Here is a 22,530-nt window from a genome sequence, read left to right on the forward strand (position 1 = left end):
CACCTCTTTTTATATGAATAATGGTAGGATTGTTTCCACATCCCACTCATGCTCACTTGCTATTACGTAAGCAAATATAGTCGCCATTAAAGGGTCTATTTTTTGCCTGTTCATTTTCTTTTCTATCATGATTGAGTCATTTACATTTTTAGCAACTGCGTTTTTGATTGCTATGTCTAACAATGGGTTTGTGTGGTGTTTTATATCGCCATTTATCACATTCAACCTAAATTCAAGATTAGGATTGGAAAGCGTTTGTGGTCCTTGCCTAATCTCATATAAATCATAAAACCATTCTCGACGTTCAATCTCTGCTAGCACCCCATGTATAGAGTAAGGATCATAACAAATAGCTTGTACATCTAGATTGTATTTTTTAACGTAATTTTCAATATAATCTAATACTTGATTAGTGTTTATAATTCCGCTAGATAAATCAGTAATAGTGCAATAACCATCACTTGCCAACTGTCGATAATCTATAAGGTCACGCTCAATCTTCCCTTGTAGTCCACCTTTAGTCCCTACAAAAGAGTGAGAAGTTATATAATATTGTTTCTTTATTTCATCTAAATGAATAAAAGATACTGCGGTTAAGTCATCAGCTCTAGATAAATCAAGACCGATATATACTTTAGTATCACTAACATCAAAATCCGCTTCATTCTTCTTCCAATCGTTAAAATCAAGATATGACTCTTCGCTTGCTTGCATCCAATAATTAAAATTTTTCACTAAAACTCTAAACATTGAACCTTTTTTAGTTGCTTCTGCCACGCGTTTTTCAAGAAAATCTTCGATTTGTTCTTTCAACTCATCAGATTCATTAATTAATGGATTAGATTTTGCCCACATGTCTTTGTTTTGCCATTCATCTTCTTTATCTTGCTCGAATATCATCGCAAAGTATTCATCATCTTCATATTTATCGTCCAATATATCTTTAGAATATGGCCATTCATCTGTGTACATAGGAGCGTTTAAATTAAAACCAGCTGTAGAAATAATAAATATCATTGATTGCAGTAAATTACCTTGCCCAGATTCTATTAGTTCTATCATTTCATTTGTTTTAGCTGCATGGTATTCATCTATAACGGCTAAAAACGGTTCGAAACCATCAACCGCTCCAGTATCTCGAGATAACGGTCTTATATATGAACCGTCTTTTGTGTGAGTTAGTAATTCTCGAACCTTCTTTACATCTTTTTTAAGCTCAGGTACTTTCGAAACAAAATACATTAATTGTTTAGCTACCATATTAAAAACGATACTCGCCTGCGACTTATCGTTAGCTGCAGTGAACATTTGCCTCCCTTCTTTTGGTTCTCTGTCGAATAAGAAGGCATATAAAACGAGACCAGACACCAAAATTGATTTACCATTCTTTCTAGACATCGATATGAAGGCTTTTCTAAAACGCAACATATCTGTATCTTTAGTAAACCAACCTCGAACACTTGCAATTATGAACTTTTGAAACAATCCAAGTTTATTAATATTCCCTTTTGTATCAGGTAACGCCTCAACGAATTTAATGACCTTTTTAGCACGATTAGGCTTATAGGTAATAATTCCATTCAGAATCGTTTATCGCTTTGTGTATATCTTTTAAATGTCGTATACAAGCAAATCTAGTATCCTTACACGTTATGTACTCTCCGGTAAGTACTTTCACACAATATTTATAAGCATCATCTTTATACTCTATAGGAATATCCAATAATTCTTCGTGAGTTTTAGGTGTTATTGTATTAGTCATCATCATCAACTCCAAACTCATCGTATATAGATTGCTTTTGTTCATCAGGTGTCGGTACTACTAACCTCATTCGAGAGTCAATAGTCATCCCTAATTGCCCGCAAATAGAACGTAACTCTTTCAATGACTCCATATATGCCATGAAAGCTCCTGTTTTACGATTAGTTTCTGGGTCAACCATACCTTCAATACCATGTTTCTGACTTATAGCACGATATAATGTGTCGTTTTGATCTAACACTTCGCAATATTTTTTTATGAGTGAATAATCTAATTCGGCTATCGGCAATTGTTCAAGCAATGGTACAACCCTCAACCATTCTTTAGCAGCATTTTCAGTTAAACCTTCTGGTACAGTTTCAACATCTATTTTTGCGAACTGCTTTAACCCGTTTTCTTTAAGTTCCGATTGTTCTAATTCTTCTTTCGTTCTATTTCCTAGCTTATTTGCATTTAATTTCGGTTTTCTTCCTGCCATATCAGCACCTCCAGACTTTGTATGACTTTGTGAAAGTTTTCATTTTGGGAATTTGGGCACAAAAAAGGTCGGCTCGTTGTTTCGCCACCCCAGTAGTGACGGGGGTTTTTCTTCGCCCCAAAAAATTTTAGATTATTTTTCATGAATCTTATTATGACAACTTGTACATACCGCCTCTAAATTATCCATATCCAGTCTTTTCGACCAATCCCGTTTCAATTCAACCTTATGGTGAACGATTAAATCTTTGTCATTCACAATACCTTGAGTTAAACAGTGCTGACACAAGTAATTATCTCTAATCAGTACTTGTAATCGTAATTTACGCCATTGAGTACTGTTATAGAACTCTGTATAGTCCTTGTTATACTTATTGTGCCTAACGCTTTGGTTATAACGCTTAGTATTGGCTTTCCTATAGTCTTGCAACTCGGTTTGAGTATATGACTTATTACCAAGTCGAACCTTTGGTTGAACAAACAAATGAATCAACTTCTTTCATTTGAATTTTTATATTTAAATTTAAAATTTATTTTGTTAAATAAAAAAAGACAAAACGAAATTGAATTAATCAAATCATTTTGTCTTTCAACTTTAGAATTGTTTATCAATCAACAACAAATTAATCATCAAACTTTATAATCAATAAACATTTCGTTGTTAAATTATTTAAACAATAAACTTATCATCATAATTATTTCTTGTTTCAATCTATCTCTTAAACTGATTAAACCTTTATCAATAAAAGTCTATTGTTCTAGATCACATACAATATGGTAGTTGTTAGCATATGACCCTTATTGCCTATGACTTAAACAGTCCACCTTAACAAGTAGTATCCTTTTGTATGTGCGTTCTTATTATGTGGCTCTTTAATCTGTAGCATATAAAAAGACACGCTACATAAAGTAACGTGCCGTAATATAATATAGTATCTATATATAGTACCTATCCCTTAACATTCGGGTACAATATCATAATATCGTTATTTCAAGCGCAATTCACTAACACGGTAATTGCGGTTAATCAAAGTGTATCCATCCTATTCTTTCTGCTGTCATTCTCATTATCTGATTACGCATTCTGATAACTGAATACTGACTAATGATCTTATCGTCTTTCCTTTTCTTAGTTAACTCGTGCGCTATATCTTGCCACTCATATATCAATAAGTCTTGTTCCCAATATCTGTGCTCTATAATAAACTTTTGTTCTGGTGTTGCCTTGTTATATACATCTTCTATCGCTTGTATAGTGGCTTGTAAGTTACAATACTTAATATCTTTATGGAGCTTTACTATCTCATTTTCCACTGGACTACTTGGAAGATTAGATTTACCACCACCAATATTTGAATCAGACGGTTGGTATAACAGTTCATATCTTCTATATGCTAACTGTCCTTTTAAATTGTTATACTTTCTGAAAAACTGTTCCAACTTTGGAATATCTTCTTTACCTAAATTCATCCAATACCTCCAGTTACTTCTTATCAATATATGCCTGAATATAATTCTTTAAGTACGCGTTCTCATATCTAAGTGTAGATATTAAATCACTCTTTATACTATTTGATATGATTGATATAAGCGCTATTAATCCTAATACCATTGCTGTTATAAACCAGAACATATTAAAACCCTCCATGCTTATAAGCTCCAAGTTGTGCACGTTTACCTTGTGACTTTGCAATAGACTTAGTTATTTCATAATCCTTAGGGTATTTATCCACCATGTCATTTGCTTGTTTACGACAAATAATTTCGTATGTGATTTCTTTTGATAGCTCGTATAAAAATATAATTAATAGTGTTTTTAATATTCTCATTGGTCGTCCTCCGTTTCCATACTCGCTTTAAGCTTAAATTTATTAAGTTCTTTCATAGCTACTCGTAATTCTTTCGCGGCACGTTCTACTCTCTTAGTTAACAAAGTAAGTTCGTTCATATTTTCTATTTTTAATGTTGCGTTCGTTTTATGTTTAGTCATTAATTGTCCTCCTTGAATTGCCATTTACTTATAACTTCTCCACACGTGTTACATTTATATTTAGCTGATAATGGATAATCTACAATTTCTCGTACATACCATGATTCATACTTTTCTGCTTTATATTTATAATCTGTATCAATATCTAAATCCTCACCATGACATTGTGCACATCTTCCGTGTTTACTTTCGTACAGACGTTTCCAATCATTGTATTGTTTCCAGTGGTTTTGTTTACGTTCTTTTTTATACTTATCAATAAGTGGTTGAGCGTATTCTAAAGTTTCTTCTAATGTAGTGATACGGTTATCGGTTTTATATGAAGTGTATTCACTTAGTGGTCTACTTGATATGAATCTTGTGTTTTCTTTATTTCGACTCACACGCCATATTGAAAATGTATTAATTATTATTGCTAATGCTAATATTGCTATTGCTATTGTCGTTATCATATTCACTCACTATCCTTTCTTTCATTTAATATACGTTCCGCCTCTTCCTTACTCTCTGCCTCAACAACAGTGAACGTTTCATTCTCTCGTGCTTTAGTTACATGAGTGAATGCGTGACCGGTTGAATCTGTTAAGGTGCGTATTAGGAATTGCATATAATCACCAACCAATTCGTTCCATTTTCTTATTTATATATGGTAAACGGTCATAAAATTCTCTTGCTTCAGTTTTCCAATAAAAGTATTCTTTATGCGACTTACCTTCATCATCGACCCACAGTACATTCCATTCGCTCATACTGAATGTATCTGTAATATCTTTAATTAGACCTAACATCCACACTCACTCCTTATTAAGTAACTCTTTAACTTTTTGTAGTATGTCCTTAGTATCCTGTACTTCCAAACCCTTTTTCTCCTCTTGCTGTTTCATTGCTAAACTCCTTAACTGTCTCTAACTCTGGTGTCCATATAGGTACGATAACTAACTGTGCTAGTCGGTCGCCTTGATGAATTGTGTAATTAGTATTAACGTATTCATTGACATATCCATGTTCAAATTTGTTTTGAATATTAAAATAAGCATCATCTTCTGTATCGAACTCTTGACTATCATTCTTAACATTAATCTTCATATGACCTTGAAACCCTGCATCAATCTTCCCTGTCTCAACTACAAGATGTGTCTTACTACTCACACCACTTCTGCTTGTTAGTAATCCCACATAGCCTTCAGGAATATTCACTGCTAGATCAGTTGCAATTAACGCTTTCTGTTGTGGTTCGAGTATCACTGTTTCTGCTGCGTATATGTCATAACCAGCGCTTAAATCATCTGCTCGTTTTGGTAATGTTGCGTTATCGCTTAGTAGTTTGATTTCTAGTGTGTTATTAATGTATTTTCCATATCCTAATGCCGTTTTATACATGTTAGCCATTTTGTTTGTCCTCCATAAAATAATCAATTACTTTCTGCGTTTCTCTTTCTATGTCGTCCTCTGTATTTACAGTAATCTTTACACGCTCTCTAACTTCTGCAATATAGTTATCCCACGCCTTTGCTTTGCCGTAGACTTCTTGTAATTCTTCAACTGATTCATTTGTAGCTAATCCTGAATACACGTTAGCCTTTATATTTCTATGTTCATACTCATACGCCATATACTCACGCTCCTTATATAAATAGACCTACAACAATACCTATACAAATACCAACAAGTAATCCAGCTAATGACATTTCATATACAAATCGTCTAGAAATTTTGATGAATTCATTTGTGAATTGATTGTTAATTCTTTCTAAACCATCAGAATAGCGTTCGAATATTTCGGTGTAAGTCATTTCATCAAGTTCTCTAACGTTTTTATTTTCCATTTAACTCTCTCCCTTTTCCAACCTATCAATGTAGTTAACCAACGCAATATATCGACTTACACTAGGATTAGCTTCTGCTTTTTGGCGAATGTGGTCGGTTAGGGCGGTATATAATTGTTTCCAATACCTCACTTCTCCATCACAAGCCATTAACTCGTCGTGTTGGATTTGACCATTCAAATCCATATTTCTCGCCCTATTATTTAGATTTTCATTAGTAGCTTTTAATTTCTCATTCTCACGTTCTAACCTTTCGTTTTCTGCTTTGTATTGGTCACGTTCACTTCTAAATCGGTCTACTTCAGTTCTCAATGCAACTATCGTTTCACCTAAATTTATTAATCCCACTCGCCATCACTCCTTAATCTAATATAAATATGGGTCTGCAACTCAAGAAGTTATCTATTGATTCACAAACATCCCAAAACTCTTGAAAGGTTAACTCTGTTGCTTCTTCTGGATTTTTTGTACCAAAAACTGCATGTTTTCCAATCATACCTTTGTAAAAATAAGGTTCTCTTTTTTCAGGGTGTATCTGCAATAACATCATCTACTCCACCAGCTTTCCGTCACGCCAAATTAACACTAGTTCTCTGTCGTCGTTTTCAATGTAAAAATGAGTTACCTCTACGCTTTCGGGGTTTGCAAATAAAACTCTATTAATACTCTTATCATCATGTCCTACATAACGAGATGCTTCGTCTCCCTTATCATCGTGTTTCCATCGTTCTATTAATTTAGGTAATACAGTATCTTCCGTAATTTCATCCGCTACTTCGACTGTGAAGTAGTCATCTGAACTAAATTGATGTACACTACTAAATTCTGCACGACCCGAAGTGTTAAAATGCACGTTTTCCATTCCAGTCTCACGAGCATAGAATGTTTCACCTTTTATCCCGTTCTCCCACGCGTATTCAATCAACTGTGGTAAGTTTAGTTGTTTCTTAGTTTTGATTTTCATATTACTTTTCCTCCATCTTTTGCAAGATATAAGGTGACTGTTTGCAATAAGTAAAATCAACTTTCACAAAACCTATTAACCTAACCCTTTTAAATTGCTTTAACATTTCAATATCTTTTTCACTAACGCCATCTACAAATAAGATGTCACCCTCTTTTAACAAACCGTCTTTACAAAGAATTTGTCTTATTGAATAAGCTTTCACATTTGGGTCTATACGTTTAACTATTTTATTAAAATATCTATTAGGACCTACATAATATCCGTTATGCTTTTTAGCTAAATTGATTAAATTTACCGTTTTACCACTTTTTCTTTTAAAAAAATGGTCAGGTATTAACGTATTAATATCACTGCCTTCTGTTGCTTTCACACATCTATCTAATTTTTTATATTGTTTTTGAAATTTCATTTTATATTCTCCTTAATATTTTTAATTATCATTTTATTTTTCTTAATATCCTCACGTGATACTGCAACAATCACACTACGTTCATTCACATACTTTAGGAATCCGTTTACTCGGTTTTCTTTTAACATCCTTGCAACTTCAACAGTGCTCATACCGTTTGTGTTTATTTTGTATTTAACATCTACTGTGTTGGATAGCTGCATTATTTATCCCAATTCTCAAATGCACGCTCGATATACCACTTAGCTTTAGCTACATCTTCTTTACCATTCTTATGTGGACTACGTGCAAGGTACTTAATCGCATTCCCAATGTGATAAGCTACGTTAGGATTGTAGTGTTTTGTTACCTGCTCTATAAAATCAATTACTTCTATATCACCGTAGTTATAATGTGATGGGTGATTGACTGTGTCGTTTGTTTCGTTGTTATACAATGAATCGACTATTGCTTTTGCTATGTTTTGCGTATCTTTAAACTTACGTTGTTGTAAGTCGTTAGATTGCTTTTGGTCGTTCAATATTACTTTTGTAGTAGCACTCAATCTTTCTTCACCACTCACACTTTCAGTAATACTTTCCATATGATCCTGCCAGTCATCAAAATAGTTTTCATCTGTAACTGTGTATAGATTACCGACCGAATCAATCACTGCCTTATTTTTATCATCGTCATCAAATTCTAATTCAATTACTTTACCTACAACTGCCATACCTTCGCTATATTCACTCTTGCCTAAGTCATACACAATGATGTTTTCACCTTTGTTCAAGTCTCTGATTTTCATTTAATGCACCGCCTTCGGGTAAATGCTCGTTTTCATTAAATACTCACACCATTTACTACGTTCATGTTTTTGAGGTGTACCATCGTATAACCATGGACGTTCGTTCATCTGTTTTTCTTCCAACAGATTGCCATACGCATTTTTATGTCGTTCTTCCCTTTCTAGCTCTCGTACCAAGTGTCTATATTCGGCTAATTTCATCCCCTCAGGCGCAAAACACGCCTCTTTGATTGTCCACCCTTTGTTACGCACCAATCTTTCATATACGCGTTGCCTACTTACACCATTAAGTTCAGCTTGTTTCATGTATTCATCTGGTATCTCGTATAATTGCCCTCTAATTCTCATCGTATTTTCCATCAGCTATATCTCCAATCCATAATTTTTACTTTGTCAAATTCAATAAATTGTCCGTCTAGATAATCATTCTTATACAATTCCATATCTCTATCGATTGCTTCTTCTATATCGTGATTTTCGTAATGATCATACACGGGTATTTCTACTTGTCGTTCAAACATTGCGTCGTAACGGATTGTTATTGTTTCCATTTTCATTATTCATCACCTTCAAGTGGCGTACTAAGTTTTTCTGCCGGTATCAATTCTGGGTTTTCATGGATATTGCCAATAATTTCCAAATCAATATTCTCTATATTAAATCCAGCGTGGAACTCTCTCCATTTCACTATTTTGTTTCTATAACTTTTGACTCCGTTTATACTTGCATACACTTCACGAACAATATCATCTTCGTAAATATCTTTTCCGTTAATATCAGTTAAGCCAGTGAATTGCATTAAAATGTAATCACTATATGGTGTTCCACTTCCTTCACCGTTTTGGAGATTATAATAGTTAACTTTTCCATCGTAAGTAGTTGTTAATTCATCATGTTGATCTTCTCCCACAATATGCATTGGACTTGTACAACTTTCTTTATCAAAAACTCTAAATTTAATTTTTCTCATTGTTCATCACCCTTTAGCTTTCTTTCTCTCTCGTCTTGCTATTATCAATTCTTCGTAAGTTATCCAGTCTTTACCTGTGTATTTAGGCGCTTTACATATCCAAGTGAGTTTCACATCGGGATATAGATATCTAAATAACTTCGCCTTTAACTTTGCTGTTTCTGTTGCCATGCCTTTAACGTCTATGACTTCAATTAATTTGTCGTTATCCCACAGTGCAAAGTCTGCAATATATTCGGCCTTACGTTGTTTCCCGTTCTTAGGTATCAACTCATATCTCGGTTGTATCTCGATATGATCATATCCACCTACATGTAATCTTTGTTCTAAATATTGGTAGTAGTCGCATTCTACTTTGCTATCGAATGTGATACCTTTATACTCAACTTTCTTTGCGTTATATTTACTCATTCAGCCACTCCTACAAGAAATCAAATATGCTTGTTTCTTCAATTCGGTTTAGTTTGTGTTCTGATTTAAAATTCTCTAGCTCGTTATCATTCATTCGCAGAATATCTTTTTTAAACCAAACGATATTCTCACCATCACCTAACGGCTTTACTGAACCAACATCTTTGCCTTTGGTATCGACCAATCTATATTCGTCCATCTGTCTGACCACTCCATCTCATTGAATATCAATTCTTTGTTATCGTCGTATGCGTCAAATGGCGTTATAAGTCTTTTATTAATCAATCTCTCTGTCGCCCAACCTAATTCAAGTAAGTTAGCTCGAATGACTTTATCGTCCTTGTATGTCTCTCTGTATAGGTATCCTAGTAAGGTTTGGAACTGTGCTATATTCATCCGTAAAACCTCTGTGATTTCTTATAAAATTCAAGCTCAACTGTTCCTGTTTCACCGTCTTTGTTTTTAGCAACGTTAAACTCTATATCAGATTTTCCAGTTTCATGATCTTGCATTGATTGGTCATAGTAATCATCACGGTATAGAAGGAAAATCATATTAGCGTCTTGCTCTATGCCACCTGCTTCTCTTAAATCACTCATCATCGGACGTTTGTTATTCCTAGATTCAACACCTCTACTTAATTGAGAAAGGGCTATGATGACGCACCCTGTTTCTTTAGCAATGATTTTTAAATCTCTTGATATCTTTTCAACTTCAAGTCGTCTATCTTTCATTTGCACATCAGATTGCATGAGCGTTAGATAGTCGATAAATATTACATGTGGTTTATCTGATTGCGTCATTGCTCGTTCTCTTATATCTTGTGGTGTAATCTGTGCAGTATCTTCAATTCTTAAATTGCCATGCTTTTTGATTTGGTCGATAGCATCCATCACTTTACTAGTATCATCATCGCTTAACCCGTCTGCTTGTTTAACCTTGTGCAGCGGTATGTTTGTAATGCTAGATACAAGACGTTCAACGATATTATTTCCTCCAGTTTCTAAACTAAAAAACGTTGTCGGATAACCTTTTAAAACGATATTCCACATAATATTCAATGCTAGAGCTGTTTTACCTGTACTAGGACGACCAGCTAATACATTCAACTGACCTTTTTCAAACCCCATTATCTTGTTATCAATTGATTTAATACCAGTTTTGATAAAGTCTTTAGGTTTGTCAGATAAGATGTTATCCATTACTTCCATTAAGTAATTATCTGTTGGGTTCTCTTTATCTATCTTCATATCATCCAATATCTTTAGTTGCTCCATGAGATGTTTAAAATTACTCTTACTAGGCATTGATTGATATTCTGACGCATGTCTTATCGATTCTCTTAGTACATAGCTTTCTAGCAAGTTAAGTTGATCTTGCATAAAGAACATTTTGTCTGTACCGTTCGAACTGTATATCTTGCTTAGCCTGTCTGTAGAAATGAATGTTTTATCTTCTCGGCTTTTGTAGTAGATGTCAGTTACATCAATCTTTCCTGTATCTAACGCATACTGTATAAAGCCTTGAATATATTCATCCGTAAACATTTGAGGTTTCAGCTTTAGTTTCCCTAATAGAGATGGATGGTGCATAAGATTAGAGACGATTGCTTCTTCGGTATTTAATACATCTATATTAGTCATCGTCATTCATCCACTCACTTTTCATCTTTTGCCATTTCTTTTTTAACTGCTCACGATTCTTCGCATATTCAGGATCATGTTTCATTCTGTATTCGTGCGTTTCTTCTTCGGGTATTAGTGATTCATTAACTAGTGTTGGCTTACTATCCATAACTTCCGATAATGATGGCTTATACTTCTGTTCACGAATGTACTTTTTTGTTTTGTGTAGTGTTCTGTCATAGTCTGCATACATCATTAGTTGTTCAAGCCATAATTTGGTTTTTAGGTCATCATTAGCAAAATTCATATTGAAGGCTGAATCAATGAGACTAAGTATTGTGACTGCCTCTTTTTTAGTCATAGTCATTTGTCTAGCCCTCCTCGTTCATCAACTTGTCAAAGAAACTGTTATTATTATTTTCTTGTTTCATTTCTTGATTAAGATATTTATCAAACTTATTACCAAATAATGTAGTAGGTTGTAAGTATGGTTTCATATCGTCAATGTTTATCCATTCATCTGTTTTAATGTCTATTACTCTAATAAAGTCGTCTTTTGTATATCCTTCATTCATACGTGCTTTTATTAGTTTCTGATTCGCTTTTGATTTATGACTGTATCTTTTACCAATCTTACTATTTAAATAATCAATAATTTCTTTGTAAGGAATAAAGTCGACTCTACTATCATTCTTAGTTAAATCATTATTAGTAAAGTCATTATTAGTAGTGTCCGATTTCGCGAATACCATTTTCGCGTCTTCCATTTTCACGTCTTCCATTTTTCGAACCCCATGCTTTATTGGGTATTCATGCAGTGTGTAATCATAGCCATCAAAGTCCCCGTTAGCCTTTCGGCGTTTTTCTCTCGTCATATAACCTTTGTCTAACAATTCATTGATAGTGGTTCTGACACTAGCTTTTCCATCTGTAGAGACTTTTTCTAATTGAGTTTGATAGATTTGCCAATCATCAGGTTTTGAAAACAAATAACTCATTATGCCTTTAGCTTTCCATGAGAGTGTTTCATCTTCGACATAGAATTTACTAGCTATAAAAAACTTCCCTGTAGTTTTTTCTGTTCTAATAATTCCCATCAACTTTTACTCCTTTCAGCATTTTGTTTAATCTCTCGTCAACGTCCACCCATGAATTTTCAAGATGATACTTCTTATTGAAACTATCCATGCCCATGTCGTGTTGCTCTTTATGATGAAAGGAACATAGTCCTAATACTTTGTTATTAAAATGTTCTATCTTGCGTCTATTGCGTCCACGACCTACTGCTTGATAATGTGCTAGCTCTGCATGTTTTCCGCATATAACGCACTTTCTCTTGATAGTAGCCATGTATAAAAACGTTCTGTCATTCTTGATTAGATCACTTGTTTTATATCTGAGCGGGATGTTGTTCTCGAATATCCATTCAATTGCAACATCTATAATTTGACTTGCTACTTTCCTAGAACAATCAGCTAGTGATATGCGCTCATCGTAGCCATATAGCACACGTACATATTCTTGGAATACATTTCTCATATAATCTTGTGGAGTGCCTGTATGAGCTTCTAGGTCGTTCACAAGAGCAAAGATTTTTCGGCGTTGCTTATCTGTTATTTTATATGGGTCAATGACTACTACATCGCATTCAACTTCAAGCCCATTGTCTAGCAATAAGAAATCTTTGTTATTAAGTGTCACACCCTCGATGACAGCAGTAATAGTGCCGTCATCTTGTTGGATGTAGTTTTTTATTACCGCCATATGACCACCTCTTAGAACGGTAACGAATCACTGTCTAAGTTTATGTCGTTATTACTGAATGGGTTATCATTGCTTGAACGTTGGTTATTTGCGCCTGTCTGTTGTACTTTAGAGGTGTTGTTTGCCTGTCCGTTGTTTTTTGGTTCTAAGAATTGAACACTGTCTGCGACAACTTCAGTAACGAACACTCGTTTACCTTCATTATTTTCATAACTTCTTGACTGTATACGACCATCAACGCCAGCCAAATTACCTTTTGATAAGTAATTATTTACGTCCTCTGCTTGCTTTTTAAATACGACTACGTTTATAAAATCAGCTTCACGTTCTCCTTGAGCATTTGTAAATGTTCTATTAATAGCTAGGGTGAAGTTAGCAATACTTATGCCAGATGGCGTCGTTCTAAATTCTGGCTCTTTCGTTAATCGTCCTACTAATACAACTCTGTTTATCATAATTATTCGTTCTCCTTGTCTAATTGTTTTAATCCTGCATCTAGTTTTGCGTTTGCTGTTGCCAAGCCTTTGCCACTTAATTTATTAATATTTTCAACGCCTAGCCAACGCATTGTTTTTTCAAGTGTGGCGTCTCTTCCTTTTTCTTGTGAAATGCGTACAAATTCAGCTATCTTAGCTTCAAGTTCTTGTGCATCTTCACTACTAGCATTCGGTAATTCTTCGCCATTATAGATATATAGACCTAAACCATGTAATGCTGCTGCTTTTACAAAACAACGTTTTTGAGCCTTGTTGATATCGAATGTAGTAGCTTGACCTTTAGATAGTGGTTTATTTTTAAAATCTAATACTGGTAGCCATTCTGATTCAGTCACACCTTTCAATGTGATTGATACTTTTACGAAATAGCCTTCCGGAGTTGCTAGATAAGGTACGAATACTTGGTCATTTACTATATCCGGGTGTGGAAACTCATGTATCTTTATTTCATAGTTAGGGTCAACATTTTTAAGTTGTTCATGTGCATGTGTCCAAGCTAGATAGTTAAAACCATTCTTCTTTTCAACATGATCAGTTACGTTAATTGTGTTTAACTGTTCAAATAATGTTTTTTCACTCATAATCTAACTCCTCATATTTATCTTCTTCTATATGTGTATGTTTAATCGCCATGTGATATGACATATCAATTGTCACTTCATCTAAACCGTTAAACTCTCTTGCTCTACTAAACTGCGTTGAGTAACTAATTTCAGGGTTACTATCACTAGGTTTATTAGTGACGTATATTGGCATTTCTCTGTGTCTGATTAAATATGTCACTGTTTCTTTTGTCATTGACGAAACACCTCTATCCGTGTATATTTAAGTTGTGAAATTTACTAAATCTTGGACTGTTAAGCGTTGGCGCGCTTAGCGGTCTTTTTTTCTGCATAATATGTGTTCCAAAATGCGTAACTACCAATGTAGCTTGAGATTGCGAATACGACACTGTAATGAAAATCAAAAGTTATCATTGAGAAAATCATTGTGCTTAGTATTGCAGTTGACCATGCTAAAATATGTTTCATGTTATCTCTCCTTAAAATTTTCTTTTAGCTCTCTCTTTAATTTCTTCATCATAATCTTCTAAAAATTGACGCATTTTCTTTCTGTTAAATAAATATTTACCTTTTCCATCTGGATTTGGAAATTGTGAAAACGGTGCTATCTTTCTTTTGAAATAATCGTCTTTAATGATGTTGTCGACTATCCATGCTTTTGTAGTAAGATACGTTTCTGCTACTTCTGTTAATGTCATGTTAATAGGTTTATTATCGATAAGTTCTTGGTATTCTACTTTAGAAATGATTATGTGCGTTTCCGGTATTGGTACAGTCACGTTAATTGTTTGTAAATCACTCATTCCATTTCCTCCAATGCTTCGTTATCTATTAAGTCGAACTCATTTTTGTATTTTGCATAACTTCTACTATTTTTGCTGAATGATATACCTGATTTATTTTCATCAACTTCATTAGTAGGAATTATCCAAAATGATGCTTTCTCTCCTTCCAAACCAACGAATATGAAATAATCAGCTGTATTTCTGTATATTTTCTTAGTACGACCACATTCGAGTATTCTTCGATTCTCAGATGCAATGTTCCCGTTCTCTGGTCTTTCAGATAATGCGAAATTAAATCTTTTATCTTTTCTTAACTTCGATGTTTTCACTTCTATTCTTATTTCATCATTAATAAGTAAATCGTATTCTGCTAACTTTGATTCATCGTTCATGTCAACAACATCAAAACCTAAATCTGTTAATTTAAAAATTGCTTTTAATTCACCTTTACGACCTGTTGTGATTGGTGTTTTAATACCATGATATTTCCTATACTGCGTTATAGTTGAACGCGTCACTTTGAATATGCCTGCTATCTCTTTGTCCGTCTTATCTAATTCGTAAAAGAGGTATTTAATCATAGTTTTTTTGATAAAAAATCATCCTTTCTTTTTATTTAACTTTAAAAGTTCAACTATTTTGAACTTCAAAGTTAAAAAAATATATTTGTAGCTCTTCTAAAGGAATGGATAGTAATTCGCATGCTTTAACTATTTCTGTTTGTTTCCAACCTACTTTGTCATTTAATTTCAATGACAGGCTTCTTTCCGATAACCCCATCGCATATGAAAAAGCATATTGACTCCCAAACTTTTCTACTATCTTTCCATTAAGAGCTGAATAATTAAATTGCATCATTTTCACCTCTTTCTAAGTTCAACAACTTTGAACTACAAATAATTTAACACAGGCATTTACCAATTACAACAATTATGTTCAAAAAAATTGAACTTTTCTATTGAACTTTTGTTCAATCAGTCTTATAATGTAACTATATTAATGAAGGAGATAAAGCCTATGAATTCTAACTTTAGTAATCGTTTAAAAGAAGCAATGATCACTTCAAACTTAAAACAAGTTGATATTGTAGAAAAATCAAAGAAATATTTTGAAGATACTGGTGTAAAAATTTCAAAAACCGATTTAAGCCAATATGTAAATGGGAAAGTTAAACCTGGTCAAAATAAACTTTACGTTCTTGCTAAAGTATTAGATGTAAGTGAAGCTTGGCTGTTAGGTTTTGATGTTCCTAAAAATCGTATTCCTGATAAAAAGAGAAATGAAGTGAATAACCAATCTTTAAATGTAGCAGCGCATATAGATGGTGATTTCACTGAAGAAGAAGTTCAAAAAATCATTGAATACGCTGAAGAAGTTAGACGAAAACGTTTAGAACAGCAAAATTCAGATAAGGGGGAATAAAATGTATAGATATGAAGAAATGGTTATGACATTTGATGGGATGGACGGAATATTTATTGATGATTGTAAAAGTTTGGACGGGGATTTTGAGGGGTTTTATTGTAATGGTACGTTGTTAATAGATAAAAATTTATCACAAGAACGTAAACTGGAGGTTTTAGCAGAAGAAATAGCACACCATTATTTTACATATGGCGATATTTTAAACCAAAGGATTTTTATAAATAGAAAATTTGAAACATACGCAAGACGTAAAGCTTATGAAATCCTTATTCCCTTAGAAAAAATTAATACTTTATATGAATTTGGCATTATAACTGTACATGAAATGGCAGTACATTTTGAAGTGACTGACGAATTTATAGTGGGAGCATGTAATCATTATAGGTTAAAAAAAGGTGTATCTTTGTTACCAGAATTAGAAGATATATTTTTTTGACACAAAATAGAACATACGTTCTGAAAAAGGAGAAATTAAAATGAATTTAAAAGAGTTTCAAGAACATATCGAAGATAGATTGCCTGCACTAGATAGTTTTTATGATAGAGCAATTAATTATCAATTAGATAAAGATAAAAGAAGACCACCCAAAAAACGATGGTCAGAAGCTAAAATCGAGAGAGCTGCTGATAATATGTATAAAGATTTAATAAAAAGCATATATGAAAAAGTTAAATCAGTAGTTGAAGAACATGAGAAGAAACCTGCAAATGTATGGATTGATTATTTAGAAAAATATGAAATGTATGAACAGATTAATGAATCGCTTTATGAAATTGAATTTGAATAAATAAAAAATATCTAAACTTTCATTGCAACCTATATTATAATAAAAACAGTATTATATTTATTATTAAGGAGAATGTTATATGGCACACGACAAGAAAAAACCAAACAATGCCATTGGTTGCATTGGTGCATTAGTTATAGCTGTAATAGTTGTAATTATAGTATTAATCACATCATTATTCGGAGGAGATGATAGCAAAAAAGAAACGAATAATGAAGATAACAAAGTAACAGTAAGTAAAAATGCTTCACCTAAAGAGAAGCTTTCCGCTAACATCAAAAATTCTATTGGGAAAAATCATTTTAAATCAATTAAGTTAAATGAAAGCGAAGATAAAATAATTATCTTTTTGAAAGATTATGATGGAGTTACTAATAAAAATCGTATCAAATCAATGGATACTGGAATAGTTAAATCATTACTAGAACTCAAAAAATCTGACATTAATGTTAGCGATATTGAAGTAACAGTTATGCAAAAAGTTGAAACACAAAAAATGAAAGAAATAGAAGCTGTTCAACTTAGAACAAAATGGGATGCTGAAACTGTTAGAAACTTAAATAGTGAAAATAAATCTAACGTTATGAATAATACTAAAGATTATGCAGAAGAATATCATTTAAATAAAAACATCAAGTAAAATTCGGGCAGTTCCGTACTGCCCTATATATTTTTATCTTTTTTAGGAGGAATTAGAATATGAATGTAAAAAAAGTAGGAAAAACATGGGAATACGATTTTAGATACGATAAAAAACGATATAGAAAACGTGGATTTAAAACGAAAAAAGAAGCAACTATTGCGATGAATGAAATATATAATGAAGTCACTAATAGTACAACAATTACTTCGGATATTTCTTTCATAGATTATTTTGATAATTGGATTAAAGTCAATAAAGAAAATCGTGTATCACAATCAACACTTAATAGGTATACGAATGCACTAAATATTTTCGATGAAAAATTTGGAAACATTAAAATCAAAGATATTACACAATTAAAATATCGTGAAATGTTAAAAGAATACGCTGAAGGTCAATTTGTAGGCGGACGAAAAGAAGGAAGAACAAAGCAGAGTGTAATGAAACTTAATAATTGTTATTCACAAGCTTTTAAAGACGCACTTAATGATGGACTTATACAACGTGATCCAACTTGGAACGCACCTATATATGAAAAGAAAGCTACTAAAAATGAAGAAGCTAAATTTTTAAACTTAACAAGTTACAAGAATTTAAAGGCATTTTCTAAAAGTAAAAATGAATTATCATATTTGGCGATTTTTATATTAATTGCTACTGGTGCTAGATTTGGAGAAGTACAAAAATTAAAATATGAAGATTTGAATAAAAAAGATTCGACAATACATTTAAAAGGTACAAAAACAAAATCATCAGATCGAATTGTTACGATTACAGATAAAGATATGCAACACATCCAAAATGTATTAAATGAAAGACCTTTACCCATAGACAGAACAGCATATATTTTTAATACAGGTGCAAATTTAATCAGTAATAAAGCAGTTACCAATACTTTTAGAAAGTTTCTTTTAGATGCTGGTGTAGGAAATTATACATTACACGCATTAAGACACACCCACGCGTCTATGCTTTTAAGCAAAGGATTAACAATACAATATATTAGCAAAAGATTGGGTCATGCAAATATTGAAATAACATGGCGGGTTTATAGCCATCTATTAGAAGAAACCAAAGCTGAAGAAGATAACAAATTGAATCAAGTTGTTGATTTTTAGGTTAAAAAACAAGGTGGACAACTAAACGGACAACATTTAAATATAAATGGTCATATTGTCCGTTCGATGACCAAAATTTTAAAAACAGACTTTTATATATTTTTGACAAAAATAAAAAGAACGCTGTAATGACAACGTTCTTCGTGTATTCTGCTTAACAGAATTTCATGTATTTTTAACTATGTACGGAAACGGAGGGATTCGAACCCTCGCGCCGCTCTCGCGACCTACACCCTTAGCAGGGGCGCCTCTTCAGCCAACTTGAGTACGTTTCCATGGCTCCACAGGTAGGACTCGAACCTACGACCGATCGGTTAACAGCCGATAGCTCTACCACTGAGCTACTGTGGATTAATGTGTTCTCTTATCAAGCACAAATATAATTATATCAATAACAGCAGATTTTTCAAGTATAAATGTTAAAAAAATATGCGGAATATTTACACTAATTTAATATAATATTCCACATACTTTATCTTTTACATTTAAAATTCATTTTCGTTAGCTATTTGTGCTCGAATAAAGAGTATTTGGCTAATGCTTCATAAATATTTAATTGTGGTTTTGTATAATCAATTGGGGAATCAGGATCAAATGTAGCTACTCTAGCTGCTCTATCCATCATGTAGTAATAATATATACCATTCAAGTATTGATGATGCATACTGTGAGCAGAGATATTAACTGTTATCGTTTGATCATCTACAAAGATAACTTTACATTTTTTATCCTTTAGTGGCTTTATTTGTTCAACATAGTGAATGTTAATCCATGTGTTTTCGTCTTTTCTATCAGAGTGAGTTGGGAAAAAATAAGTGGGAAATAATGGAGTAAATAGAAGTGGTGGTTTACTACTAATGCCTGTAATTCGCATTGTATCCTCTTTTTTAAAATTATAACTACTACCGTAAAACCTACATGACCGATCAATAATTTTAGGTGTTCGATCTTTGATTACTGTACATTCATCCTTATATTTAAACACCCGGGTACCTTCTAACAAACCAAATGACACATTACAAGGTTGCAATGCCATATCACCTTTTTTAATTACATAATGCAAATTCATAATTGATGCCTCCTTACACTTTGGTGATAAGCAAATAATATAACATTAAGAATTTAAAATCAATAAAATAATATAAAATTCTTTCTTAATTACCATCAACTTAAATTTCGTAAAAAAGTTTTTGCCATTTTTTATTTTTTGAAAGTTGCATTTTACACTTATTTTTTCGGAATAGTCAGAATATTTGTTGATTTCAATATAAAAAAACTGTATACTACATGTAAATATATAGAAAGGCAGTGGTTAAAATGAAACATAACACACATGTTAAATATAATACATTAGAGTCCTTTGTATCTACTATCAATGATTTGGGTATCGAACTAATAATTGATGAATCACTACGTAACGTTCGTAAGCATGAGTTAGAACATTTAATAGACGATGCTCTAAAAAATAAAAACGAGAATGATTTCAAACGCTATACAGATGAATACAAAAACTTGGAGGAATTTCTCGTTGGATAATTTAATCGATTGCCATTTAAAATAAGGTCTATCCCTACTTATCAGTTGATATTGTCGGTGGATAGACCTTTTCGTATTTTATATATTCATTTGTATGAATTATTTGTTCAATTATTAAGACATTAATCTAATTAATTCGTTTCTATCAATTGCACCAAAGTAATGGTGTATATCGTAATCAGCTAACGCTTCTTCTATACTATTAAAATCATGTAAAGTGCCTTCTAGAGCTGCTTCTAATTCTGTTATATCACCTTCACCAAAGAAATCACCGAATATTCTCGCATGTTCAATTCTACCTTTTTTAACATCTAGCTTAATTTGAACAAAACCTTTTTCAAATTTTTCCTCACGCTCAAAGTTATATTTTGGATTCTTGCCATAATTCCAATCCCAAGTGCGATATTTTTCATTGCTTAATTGTTCAATATTCGCCCAATCTTCATCAGTTAGTTTATATTCTTCAACTTGATTTGTTTCACCGAAAATTGTTTTTAAAATAATTTCTTTGAAGGTATCAATATCAATAGGTTCATCTAAAAATTCAACAATATTAGCTACTCTACTGCGGACAGATTTAATTCCTTTAGATTTGATTTTTGCTGGATTTACTCTTAAGGCATTTTGTACTTCATCCAGTTCACTATTTAAAATAAGTGTACCATGGCTAAACATACGTTCTTTCACCTTGACCATTGCATTTCCCGAAATTTTTGCATTCCCTACTTGTATATCATTTCTTCCACTAAGTTCAGCCTCAACGCCTAAACTTTTTAAGGCTTCAACAATTGGTTCTGTGAACTTTTTAAAATTATGGAAACTATTGCCATCATCATCTGTGATAAAACTAAAGTTTAAATTGCCCGTATCATGATATACAGCGCCCCCACCAGAAATTCGTCGCACCACATCTATACCATGTTCATCAATGTATGGTTGATTGACCTCTTCGATTGTATTTTGATTTTTACCAATTATAATAGATGGTCTATTTACATAAAATAAAAAATAGCTATCATCATTGGGCATATGTTTCAAAACATACTCTTCCATTGCTAAATTAAGTGTTGGATCTGTGATGTCATTGTTGCTAATAAATTTCATTTGTTCCACTCCTTTTCCCATAAATACGCCCTTATAATATTTATGCTACATTTTCACTTAAAATGCCAATCATTCACTCCAAAATTTCAAATAAATTTAAAATCACTTTATGAACATGCAATTTAATGGTTTTTTGTTTATTTGTAGATGATTTTTTTGTATAATACTATCTAGTTAGCATTTCTAGGGAGGATTAAAGATGACTGTTGCAGAAGTTGGAAATATAGTAGAATTTTATGACGGATTAAAAGGCCGCGTAGAAAAAATTAATGATAATTCAGTAATTGTTGATCTAACAATTATGGAGAACTTCAATGATCTAGACTTGCCAGAGAAGACTGTCATTAATCATAAACGATACAAAATCGTTGAACAAGAAGGTTAAGCTCAATGAATAAAATGTCAAAAGCTTTAATATGGTTTGTAATAAGCTTTATTATCTTTCACGTCATCTTGTATGTTATGTGGGGTGAAAAGCAAGTATATTGGTATCTGTACACAGGCATTATGTTAATTGCAGGCATAAGTTATGTTTTTTACCAAAGAGATATTGAATCCAAGCGCCTCCTTACATCACTAGGTATAGGGATATTAGTTGGTGTGGTACTCATTCTCATACAGCTTATTACATCGGCAATGGTTGCTGATTTGAAATACTCAGAATTAATTAAAGAATTGACAAGAACTGGTGTATATTTTAAATGGCAAATGTTAGTAACATTAGTTTTTGTTATACCGTGTCATGAACTTTATATGAGAACGGTTTTGCAAAAGGAATTACTTAAATTAAATATCCCAGGCTGGATAGGTGTAATTATTTCGGCATTATGTTCGGCTTCATTATTTTTCTATCTAGATAAGATGTGGATTGTATTTTTCGTATTCTTAGTTCAAATCGTTCTTTCAATAAGTTATCTTTATACACGAAGAATTGCAACGTCTGTAGTAGCTCAAATTGTTGCTGTTGTAATTCTTCTATTATTCCACGCATAGTTTAATAATTAAGATAAAAAGCAGGTTACCGCTCTAATGCATAGTAACCTGCTTTTTTGTATTCTCAAACATTTTATGTTACCCAATGCC

Annotated in this window: 42 protein-coding genes, 2 tRNA genes and 1 pseudogene; 8 read left to right on the plus strand and 37 right to left on the minus strand. The window is 32.7% G+C overall.

Going from position 1 to position 22,530, the window contains the following annotated elements; genetic code table 11:
• Positions 1-9: 9 nt before the first annotated feature.
• The 33 genes and pseudogenes from JN168_RS09155 to JN168_RS09315 all read right to left on the minus strand — a co-directional run bounded on the left by JN168_RS09155 (position 10) and on the right by JN168_RS09315 (position 15,688).
• Positions 10-1,762: pseudogene (locus JN168_RS09155) on the minus strand (terminase large subunit).
• On the minus strand, positions 1,755-2,240 hold the full coding sequence (locus tag JN168_RS09160; RefSeq protein ID WP_107579395.1) for a phage terminase small subunit P27 family: 486 nt from the start codon (positions 2,238-2,240) through the stop codon (positions 1,755-1,757). Before JN168_RS09160 ends, JN168_RS09155 begins: the two are co-directional and overlap by 8 nt.
• Positions 2,241-2,372: 132 nt before the next feature.
• Positions 2,373-2,723 (minus strand): HNH endonuclease, encoded by a 351-nt coding sequence (locus tag JN168_RS09165; RefSeq protein ID WP_107579394.1) that lies wholly within the window; start codon positions 2,721-2,723, stop codon positions 2,373-2,375.
• A gap of 539 nt (positions 2,724-3,262) precedes the next feature.
• Positions 3,263-3,709: a DUF722 domain-containing protein gene (locus JN168_RS09170; protein ID WP_279525805.1), complete on the minus strand. Its 447-nt coding sequence runs from the start codon at positions 3,707-3,709 to the stop codon at positions 3,263-3,265.
• A 164-nt stretch (positions 3,710-3,873) separates the two neighbouring features.
• Complete coding sequence (gene rinB / locus JN168_RS09175) at positions 3,874-4,068, minus strand: transcriptional activator RinB (protein ID WP_279525806.1); 195 nt, start codon at positions 4,066-4,068, stop codon at positions 3,874-3,876.
• On the minus strand, positions 4,065-4,229 hold the full coding sequence (locus tag JN168_RS09180; protein WP_279525807.1) for a hypothetical protein: 165 nt from the start codon (positions 4,227-4,229) through the stop codon (positions 4,065-4,067). Before JN168_RS09180 ends, rinB begins: the two co-directional genes overlap by 4 nt.
• Positions 4,229-4,681 (minus strand): hypothetical protein, encoded by a 453-nt coding sequence (locus tag JN168_RS09185; RefSeq protein WP_279525808.1) that lies wholly within the window; start codon positions 4,679-4,681, stop codon positions 4,229-4,231. The genes JN168_RS09180 and JN168_RS09185 overlap by 1 nt, the downstream gene beginning before the upstream one ends.
• Positions 4,682-4,683: 2 nt before the next feature.
• On the minus strand, positions 4,684-4,836 hold the full coding sequence (locus tag JN168_RS09190; RefSeq protein WP_279525809.1) for a DUF1381 domain-containing protein: 153 nt from the start codon (positions 4,834-4,836) through the stop codon (positions 4,684-4,686).
• 4 nt (positions 4,837-4,840) lie between these two features.
• Positions 4,841-5,017, minus strand: a complete 177-nt coding sequence (locus JN168_RS09195; RefSeq protein WP_279525810.1) for a hypothetical protein — start codon at positions 5,015-5,017, stop codon at positions 4,841-4,843.
• A gap of 49 nt (positions 5,018-5,066) precedes the next feature.
• Complete coding sequence (locus tag JN168_RS09200; protein WP_279526275.1) at positions 5,067-5,576, minus strand: dUTP diphosphatase; 510 nt, start codon at positions 5,574-5,576, stop codon at positions 5,067-5,069.
• A 34-nt stretch (positions 5,577-5,610) separates the two neighbouring features.
• A complete protein-coding gene (locus tag JN168_RS09205) occupies positions 5,611-5,841 on the minus strand; it encodes a hypothetical protein (protein WP_279525811.1) in 231 nt (76 codons plus the stop codon).
• Positions 5,842-5,854: 13 nt separating this feature from the next.
• Positions 5,855-6,055 (minus strand): hypothetical protein, encoded by a 201-nt coding sequence (locus JN168_RS09210; protein ID WP_042738316.1) that lies wholly within the window; start codon positions 6,053-6,055, stop codon positions 5,855-5,857.
• Complete coding sequence (locus JN168_RS09215) at positions 6,056-6,403, minus strand: hypothetical protein (RefSeq protein ID WP_042738315.1); 348 nt, start codon at positions 6,401-6,403, stop codon at positions 6,056-6,058. It abuts the gene before it with no gap.
• Between the two features lie 13 nt (positions 6,404-6,416).
• Positions 6,417-6,602, minus strand: coding sequence for a hypothetical protein (locus JN168_RS09220; protein ID WP_126542119.1), 186 nt, complete (start codon positions 6,600-6,602; stop codon positions 6,417-6,419).
• A 3-nt stretch (positions 6,603-6,605) separates the two neighbouring features.
• Positions 6,606-7,019, minus strand: coding sequence for a hypothetical protein (locus JN168_RS09225; RefSeq protein ID WP_042738313.1), 414 nt, complete (start codon positions 7,017-7,019; stop codon positions 6,606-6,608).
• 1 nt (position 7,020) lies between these two features.
• A complete protein-coding gene (locus tag JN168_RS09230; RefSeq protein WP_279525813.1) occupies positions 7,021-7,431 on the minus strand; it encodes a PDZ domain-containing protein in 411 nt (136 codons plus the stop codon).
• Between the two features lie 202 nt (positions 7,432-7,633).
• On the minus strand, positions 7,634-8,218 hold the full coding sequence (locus JN168_RS09235; protein ID WP_279525814.1) for a DUF3310 domain-containing protein: 585 nt from the start codon (positions 8,216-8,218) through the stop codon (positions 7,634-7,636).
• Positions 8,219-8,578 carry an SA1788 family PVL leukocidin-associated protein gene (locus tag JN168_RS09240; protein ID WP_279525815.1) on the minus strand — a complete coding sequence of 120 codons (360 nt, stop codon included), beginning with the start codon at positions 8,576-8,578 and terminating at the stop codon, positions 8,219-8,221.
• Entirely contained in the window at positions 8,578-8,775 is a 198-nt protein-coding gene (locus tag JN168_RS09245) for a hypothetical protein (RefSeq protein WP_279525816.1), read from the minus strand. Before JN168_RS09245 ends, JN168_RS09240 begins: the two co-directional genes overlap by 1 nt.
• Entirely contained in the window at positions 8,775-9,188 is a 414-nt protein-coding gene (locus JN168_RS09250) for a YopX family protein (protein WP_279525817.1), read from the minus strand. The genes JN168_RS09245 and JN168_RS09250 overlap by 1 nt, the downstream gene beginning before the upstream one ends.
• Before the next feature lie 6 nt (positions 9,189-9,194).
• A complete protein-coding gene (locus JN168_RS09255) occupies positions 9,195-9,599 on the minus strand; it encodes a DUF1064 domain-containing protein (RefSeq protein ID WP_279525818.1) in 405 nt (134 codons plus the stop codon).
• 10 nt (positions 9,600-9,609) lie between these two features.
• The gene (locus JN168_RS09260) at positions 9,610-9,783 is read right to left on the minus strand and encodes a hypothetical protein (protein ID WP_279525819.1); all 174 of its coding nucleotides are present in this window, start codon (positions 9,781-9,783) and stop codon (positions 9,610-9,612) included.
• Positions 9,747-9,995, minus strand: a complete 249-nt coding sequence (locus tag JN168_RS09265; protein WP_279525820.1) for a hypothetical protein — start codon at positions 9,993-9,995, stop codon at positions 9,747-9,749. Before JN168_RS09265 ends, JN168_RS09260 begins: the two co-directional genes overlap by 37 nt.
• On the minus strand, positions 9,992-11,242 hold the full coding sequence (locus JN168_RS09270; protein ID WP_279525821.1) for a DnaB-like helicase C-terminal domain-containing protein: 1,251 nt from the start codon (positions 11,240-11,242) through the stop codon (positions 9,992-9,994). The genes JN168_RS09265 and JN168_RS09270 overlap by 4 nt, the downstream gene beginning before the upstream one ends.
• Positions 11,235-11,591, minus strand: coding sequence for a replicative helicase loader/inhibitor (locus JN168_RS09275; protein WP_107641481.1), 357 nt, complete (start codon positions 11,589-11,591; stop codon positions 11,235-11,237). The genes JN168_RS09270 and JN168_RS09275 overlap by 8 nt, the downstream gene beginning before the upstream one ends.
• 4 nt (positions 11,592-11,595) lie before the next feature.
• Positions 11,596-12,321, minus strand: a complete 726-nt coding sequence (locus JN168_RS09280) for a conserved phage C-terminal domain-containing protein (RefSeq protein WP_279525822.1) — start codon at positions 12,319-12,321, stop codon at positions 11,596-11,598.
• Positions 12,308-12,988: a putative HNHc nuclease gene (locus JN168_RS09285; RefSeq protein WP_279525823.1), complete on the minus strand. Its 681-nt coding sequence runs from the start codon at positions 12,986-12,988 to the stop codon at positions 12,308-12,310. The genes JN168_RS09280 and JN168_RS09285 overlap by 14 nt, the downstream gene beginning before the upstream one ends.
• A gap of 11 nt (positions 12,989-12,999) precedes the next feature.
• Positions 13,000-13,443, minus strand: a complete 444-nt coding sequence (ssb, locus tag JN168_RS09290) for a single-stranded DNA-binding protein (protein ID WP_279525824.1) — start codon at positions 13,441-13,443, stop codon at positions 13,000-13,002.
• 2 nt (positions 13,444-13,445) lie between these two features.
• Positions 13,446-14,066 (minus strand): Sak single strand annealing protein, encoded by a 621-nt coding sequence (locus tag JN168_RS09295; protein WP_279525825.1) that lies wholly within the window; start codon positions 14,064-14,066, stop codon positions 13,446-13,448.
• Entirely contained in the window at positions 14,059-14,283 is a 225-nt protein-coding gene (locus JN168_RS09300) for a DUF2483 family protein (RefSeq protein WP_042738300.1), read from the minus strand. Before JN168_RS09300 ends, JN168_RS09295 begins: the two co-directional genes overlap by 8 nt.
• Before the next feature lie 244 nt (positions 14,284-14,527).
• Positions 14,528-14,851, minus strand: coding sequence for a DUF771 domain-containing protein (locus tag JN168_RS09305; protein WP_107641475.1), 324 nt, complete (start codon positions 14,849-14,851; stop codon positions 14,528-14,530).
• Positions 14,848-15,351: a hypothetical protein gene (locus JN168_RS09310; RefSeq protein WP_279525826.1), complete on the minus strand. Its 504-nt coding sequence runs from the start codon at positions 15,349-15,351 to the stop codon at positions 14,848-14,850. The genes JN168_RS09305 and JN168_RS09310 overlap by 4 nt, the downstream gene beginning before the upstream one ends.
• Before the next feature lie 112 nt (positions 15,352-15,463).
• Positions 15,464-15,688, minus strand: coding sequence for a DUF739 family protein (locus JN168_RS09315; protein ID WP_279526276.1), 225 nt, complete (start codon positions 15,686-15,688; stop codon positions 15,464-15,466).
• Between the two features lie 162 nt (positions 15,689-15,850).
• On the opposite strand from JN168_RS09315, the gene JN168_RS09320 reads away from it, so the two are divergent.
• The 5 genes from JN168_RS09320 (at position 15,851) to JN168_RS09340 (ending at position 18,807) form a co-directional block, all read left to right on the plus strand.
• The gene (locus tag JN168_RS09320; RefSeq protein WP_279525827.1) at positions 15,851-16,255 is read left to right on the plus strand and encodes a helix-turn-helix domain-containing protein; all 405 of its coding nucleotides are present in this window, start codon (positions 15,851-15,853) and stop codon (positions 16,253-16,255) included.
• Position 16,256: 1 nt separating this feature from the next.
• The gene (locus tag JN168_RS09325) at positions 16,257-16,694 is read left to right on the plus strand and encodes an ImmA/IrrE family metallo-endopeptidase (protein ID WP_279525828.1); all 438 of its coding nucleotides are present in this window, start codon (positions 16,257-16,259) and stop codon (positions 16,692-16,694) included.
• Between the two features lie 40 nt (positions 16,695-16,734).
• Positions 16,735-17,046, plus strand: a complete 312-nt coding sequence (locus tag JN168_RS09330; RefSeq protein ID WP_279525829.1) for a hypothetical protein — start codon at positions 16,735-16,737, stop codon at positions 17,044-17,046.
• 79 nt (positions 17,047-17,125) lie between these two features.
• A complete protein-coding gene (locus JN168_RS09335) occupies positions 17,126-17,686 on the plus strand; it encodes a hypothetical protein (protein ID WP_279525830.1) in 561 nt (186 codons plus the stop codon).
• A gap of 59 nt (positions 17,687-17,745) precedes the next feature.
• A complete protein-coding gene (locus JN168_RS09340) occupies positions 17,746-18,807 on the plus strand; it encodes a site-specific integrase (RefSeq protein WP_279525831.1) in 1,062 nt (353 codons plus the stop codon).
• A 186-nt stretch (positions 18,808-18,993) separates the two neighbouring features.
• Here JN168_RS09340 and JN168_RS09345 read toward each other — a convergent pair.
• The 3 genes from JN168_RS09345 to JN168_RS09355 form a co-directional block, all read right to left on the minus strand.
• Positions 18,994-19,082: transfer RNA gene (locus JN168_RS09345), tRNA-Ser, on the minus strand.
• Between the two features lies 1 nt (position 19,083).
• Positions 19,084-19,158, minus strand: a tRNA-Asn gene (locus JN168_RS09350).
• Positions 19,159-19,312: 154 nt separating this feature from the next.
• Entirely contained in the window at positions 19,313-19,876 is a 564-nt protein-coding gene (locus JN168_RS09355) for a competence protein ComK (RefSeq protein ID WP_042739843.1), read from the minus strand.
• A gap of 248 nt (positions 19,877-20,124) precedes the next feature.
• Here JN168_RS09355 and JN168_RS09360 point away from each other — a divergent pair, with 248 nt between their 5' ends.
• Positions 20,125-20,343, plus strand: a complete 219-nt coding sequence (locus tag JN168_RS09360; RefSeq protein ID WP_042739842.1) for an IDEAL domain-containing protein — start codon at positions 20,125-20,127, stop codon at positions 20,341-20,343.
• Positions 20,344-20,457: 114 nt separating this feature from the next.
• Here the strand turns inward: JN168_RS09360 and lplA are convergent, their stop codons facing one another.
• On the minus strand, positions 20,458-21,447 hold the full coding sequence (lplA, locus tag JN168_RS09365) for a lipoate--protein ligase (protein ID WP_279525832.1): 990 nt from the start codon (positions 21,445-21,447) through the stop codon (positions 20,458-20,460).
• Positions 21,448-21,646: 199 nt separating this feature from the next.
• On the opposite strand from lplA, the gene JN168_RS09370 reads away from it, so the two are divergent.
• Entirely contained in the window at positions 21,647-21,832 is a 186-nt protein-coding gene (locus JN168_RS09370) for a YkvS family protein (RefSeq protein ID WP_042739840.1), read from the plus strand.
• Between the two features lie 5 nt (positions 21,833-21,837).
• On the plus strand, positions 21,838-22,440 hold the full coding sequence (locus JN168_RS09375) for a CPBP family glutamic-type intramembrane protease (protein ID WP_042739839.1): 603 nt from the start codon (positions 21,838-21,840) through the stop codon (positions 22,438-22,440).
• Positions 22,441-22,530 lie beyond the last annotated feature (90 nt).

This window comes from Staphylococcus gallinarum, from assembly GCF_029774255.1.
GTDB classification, from domain to species: Bacteria; Bacillota; Bacilli; order Staphylococcales; family Staphylococcaceae; genus Staphylococcus; species Staphylococcus gallinarum.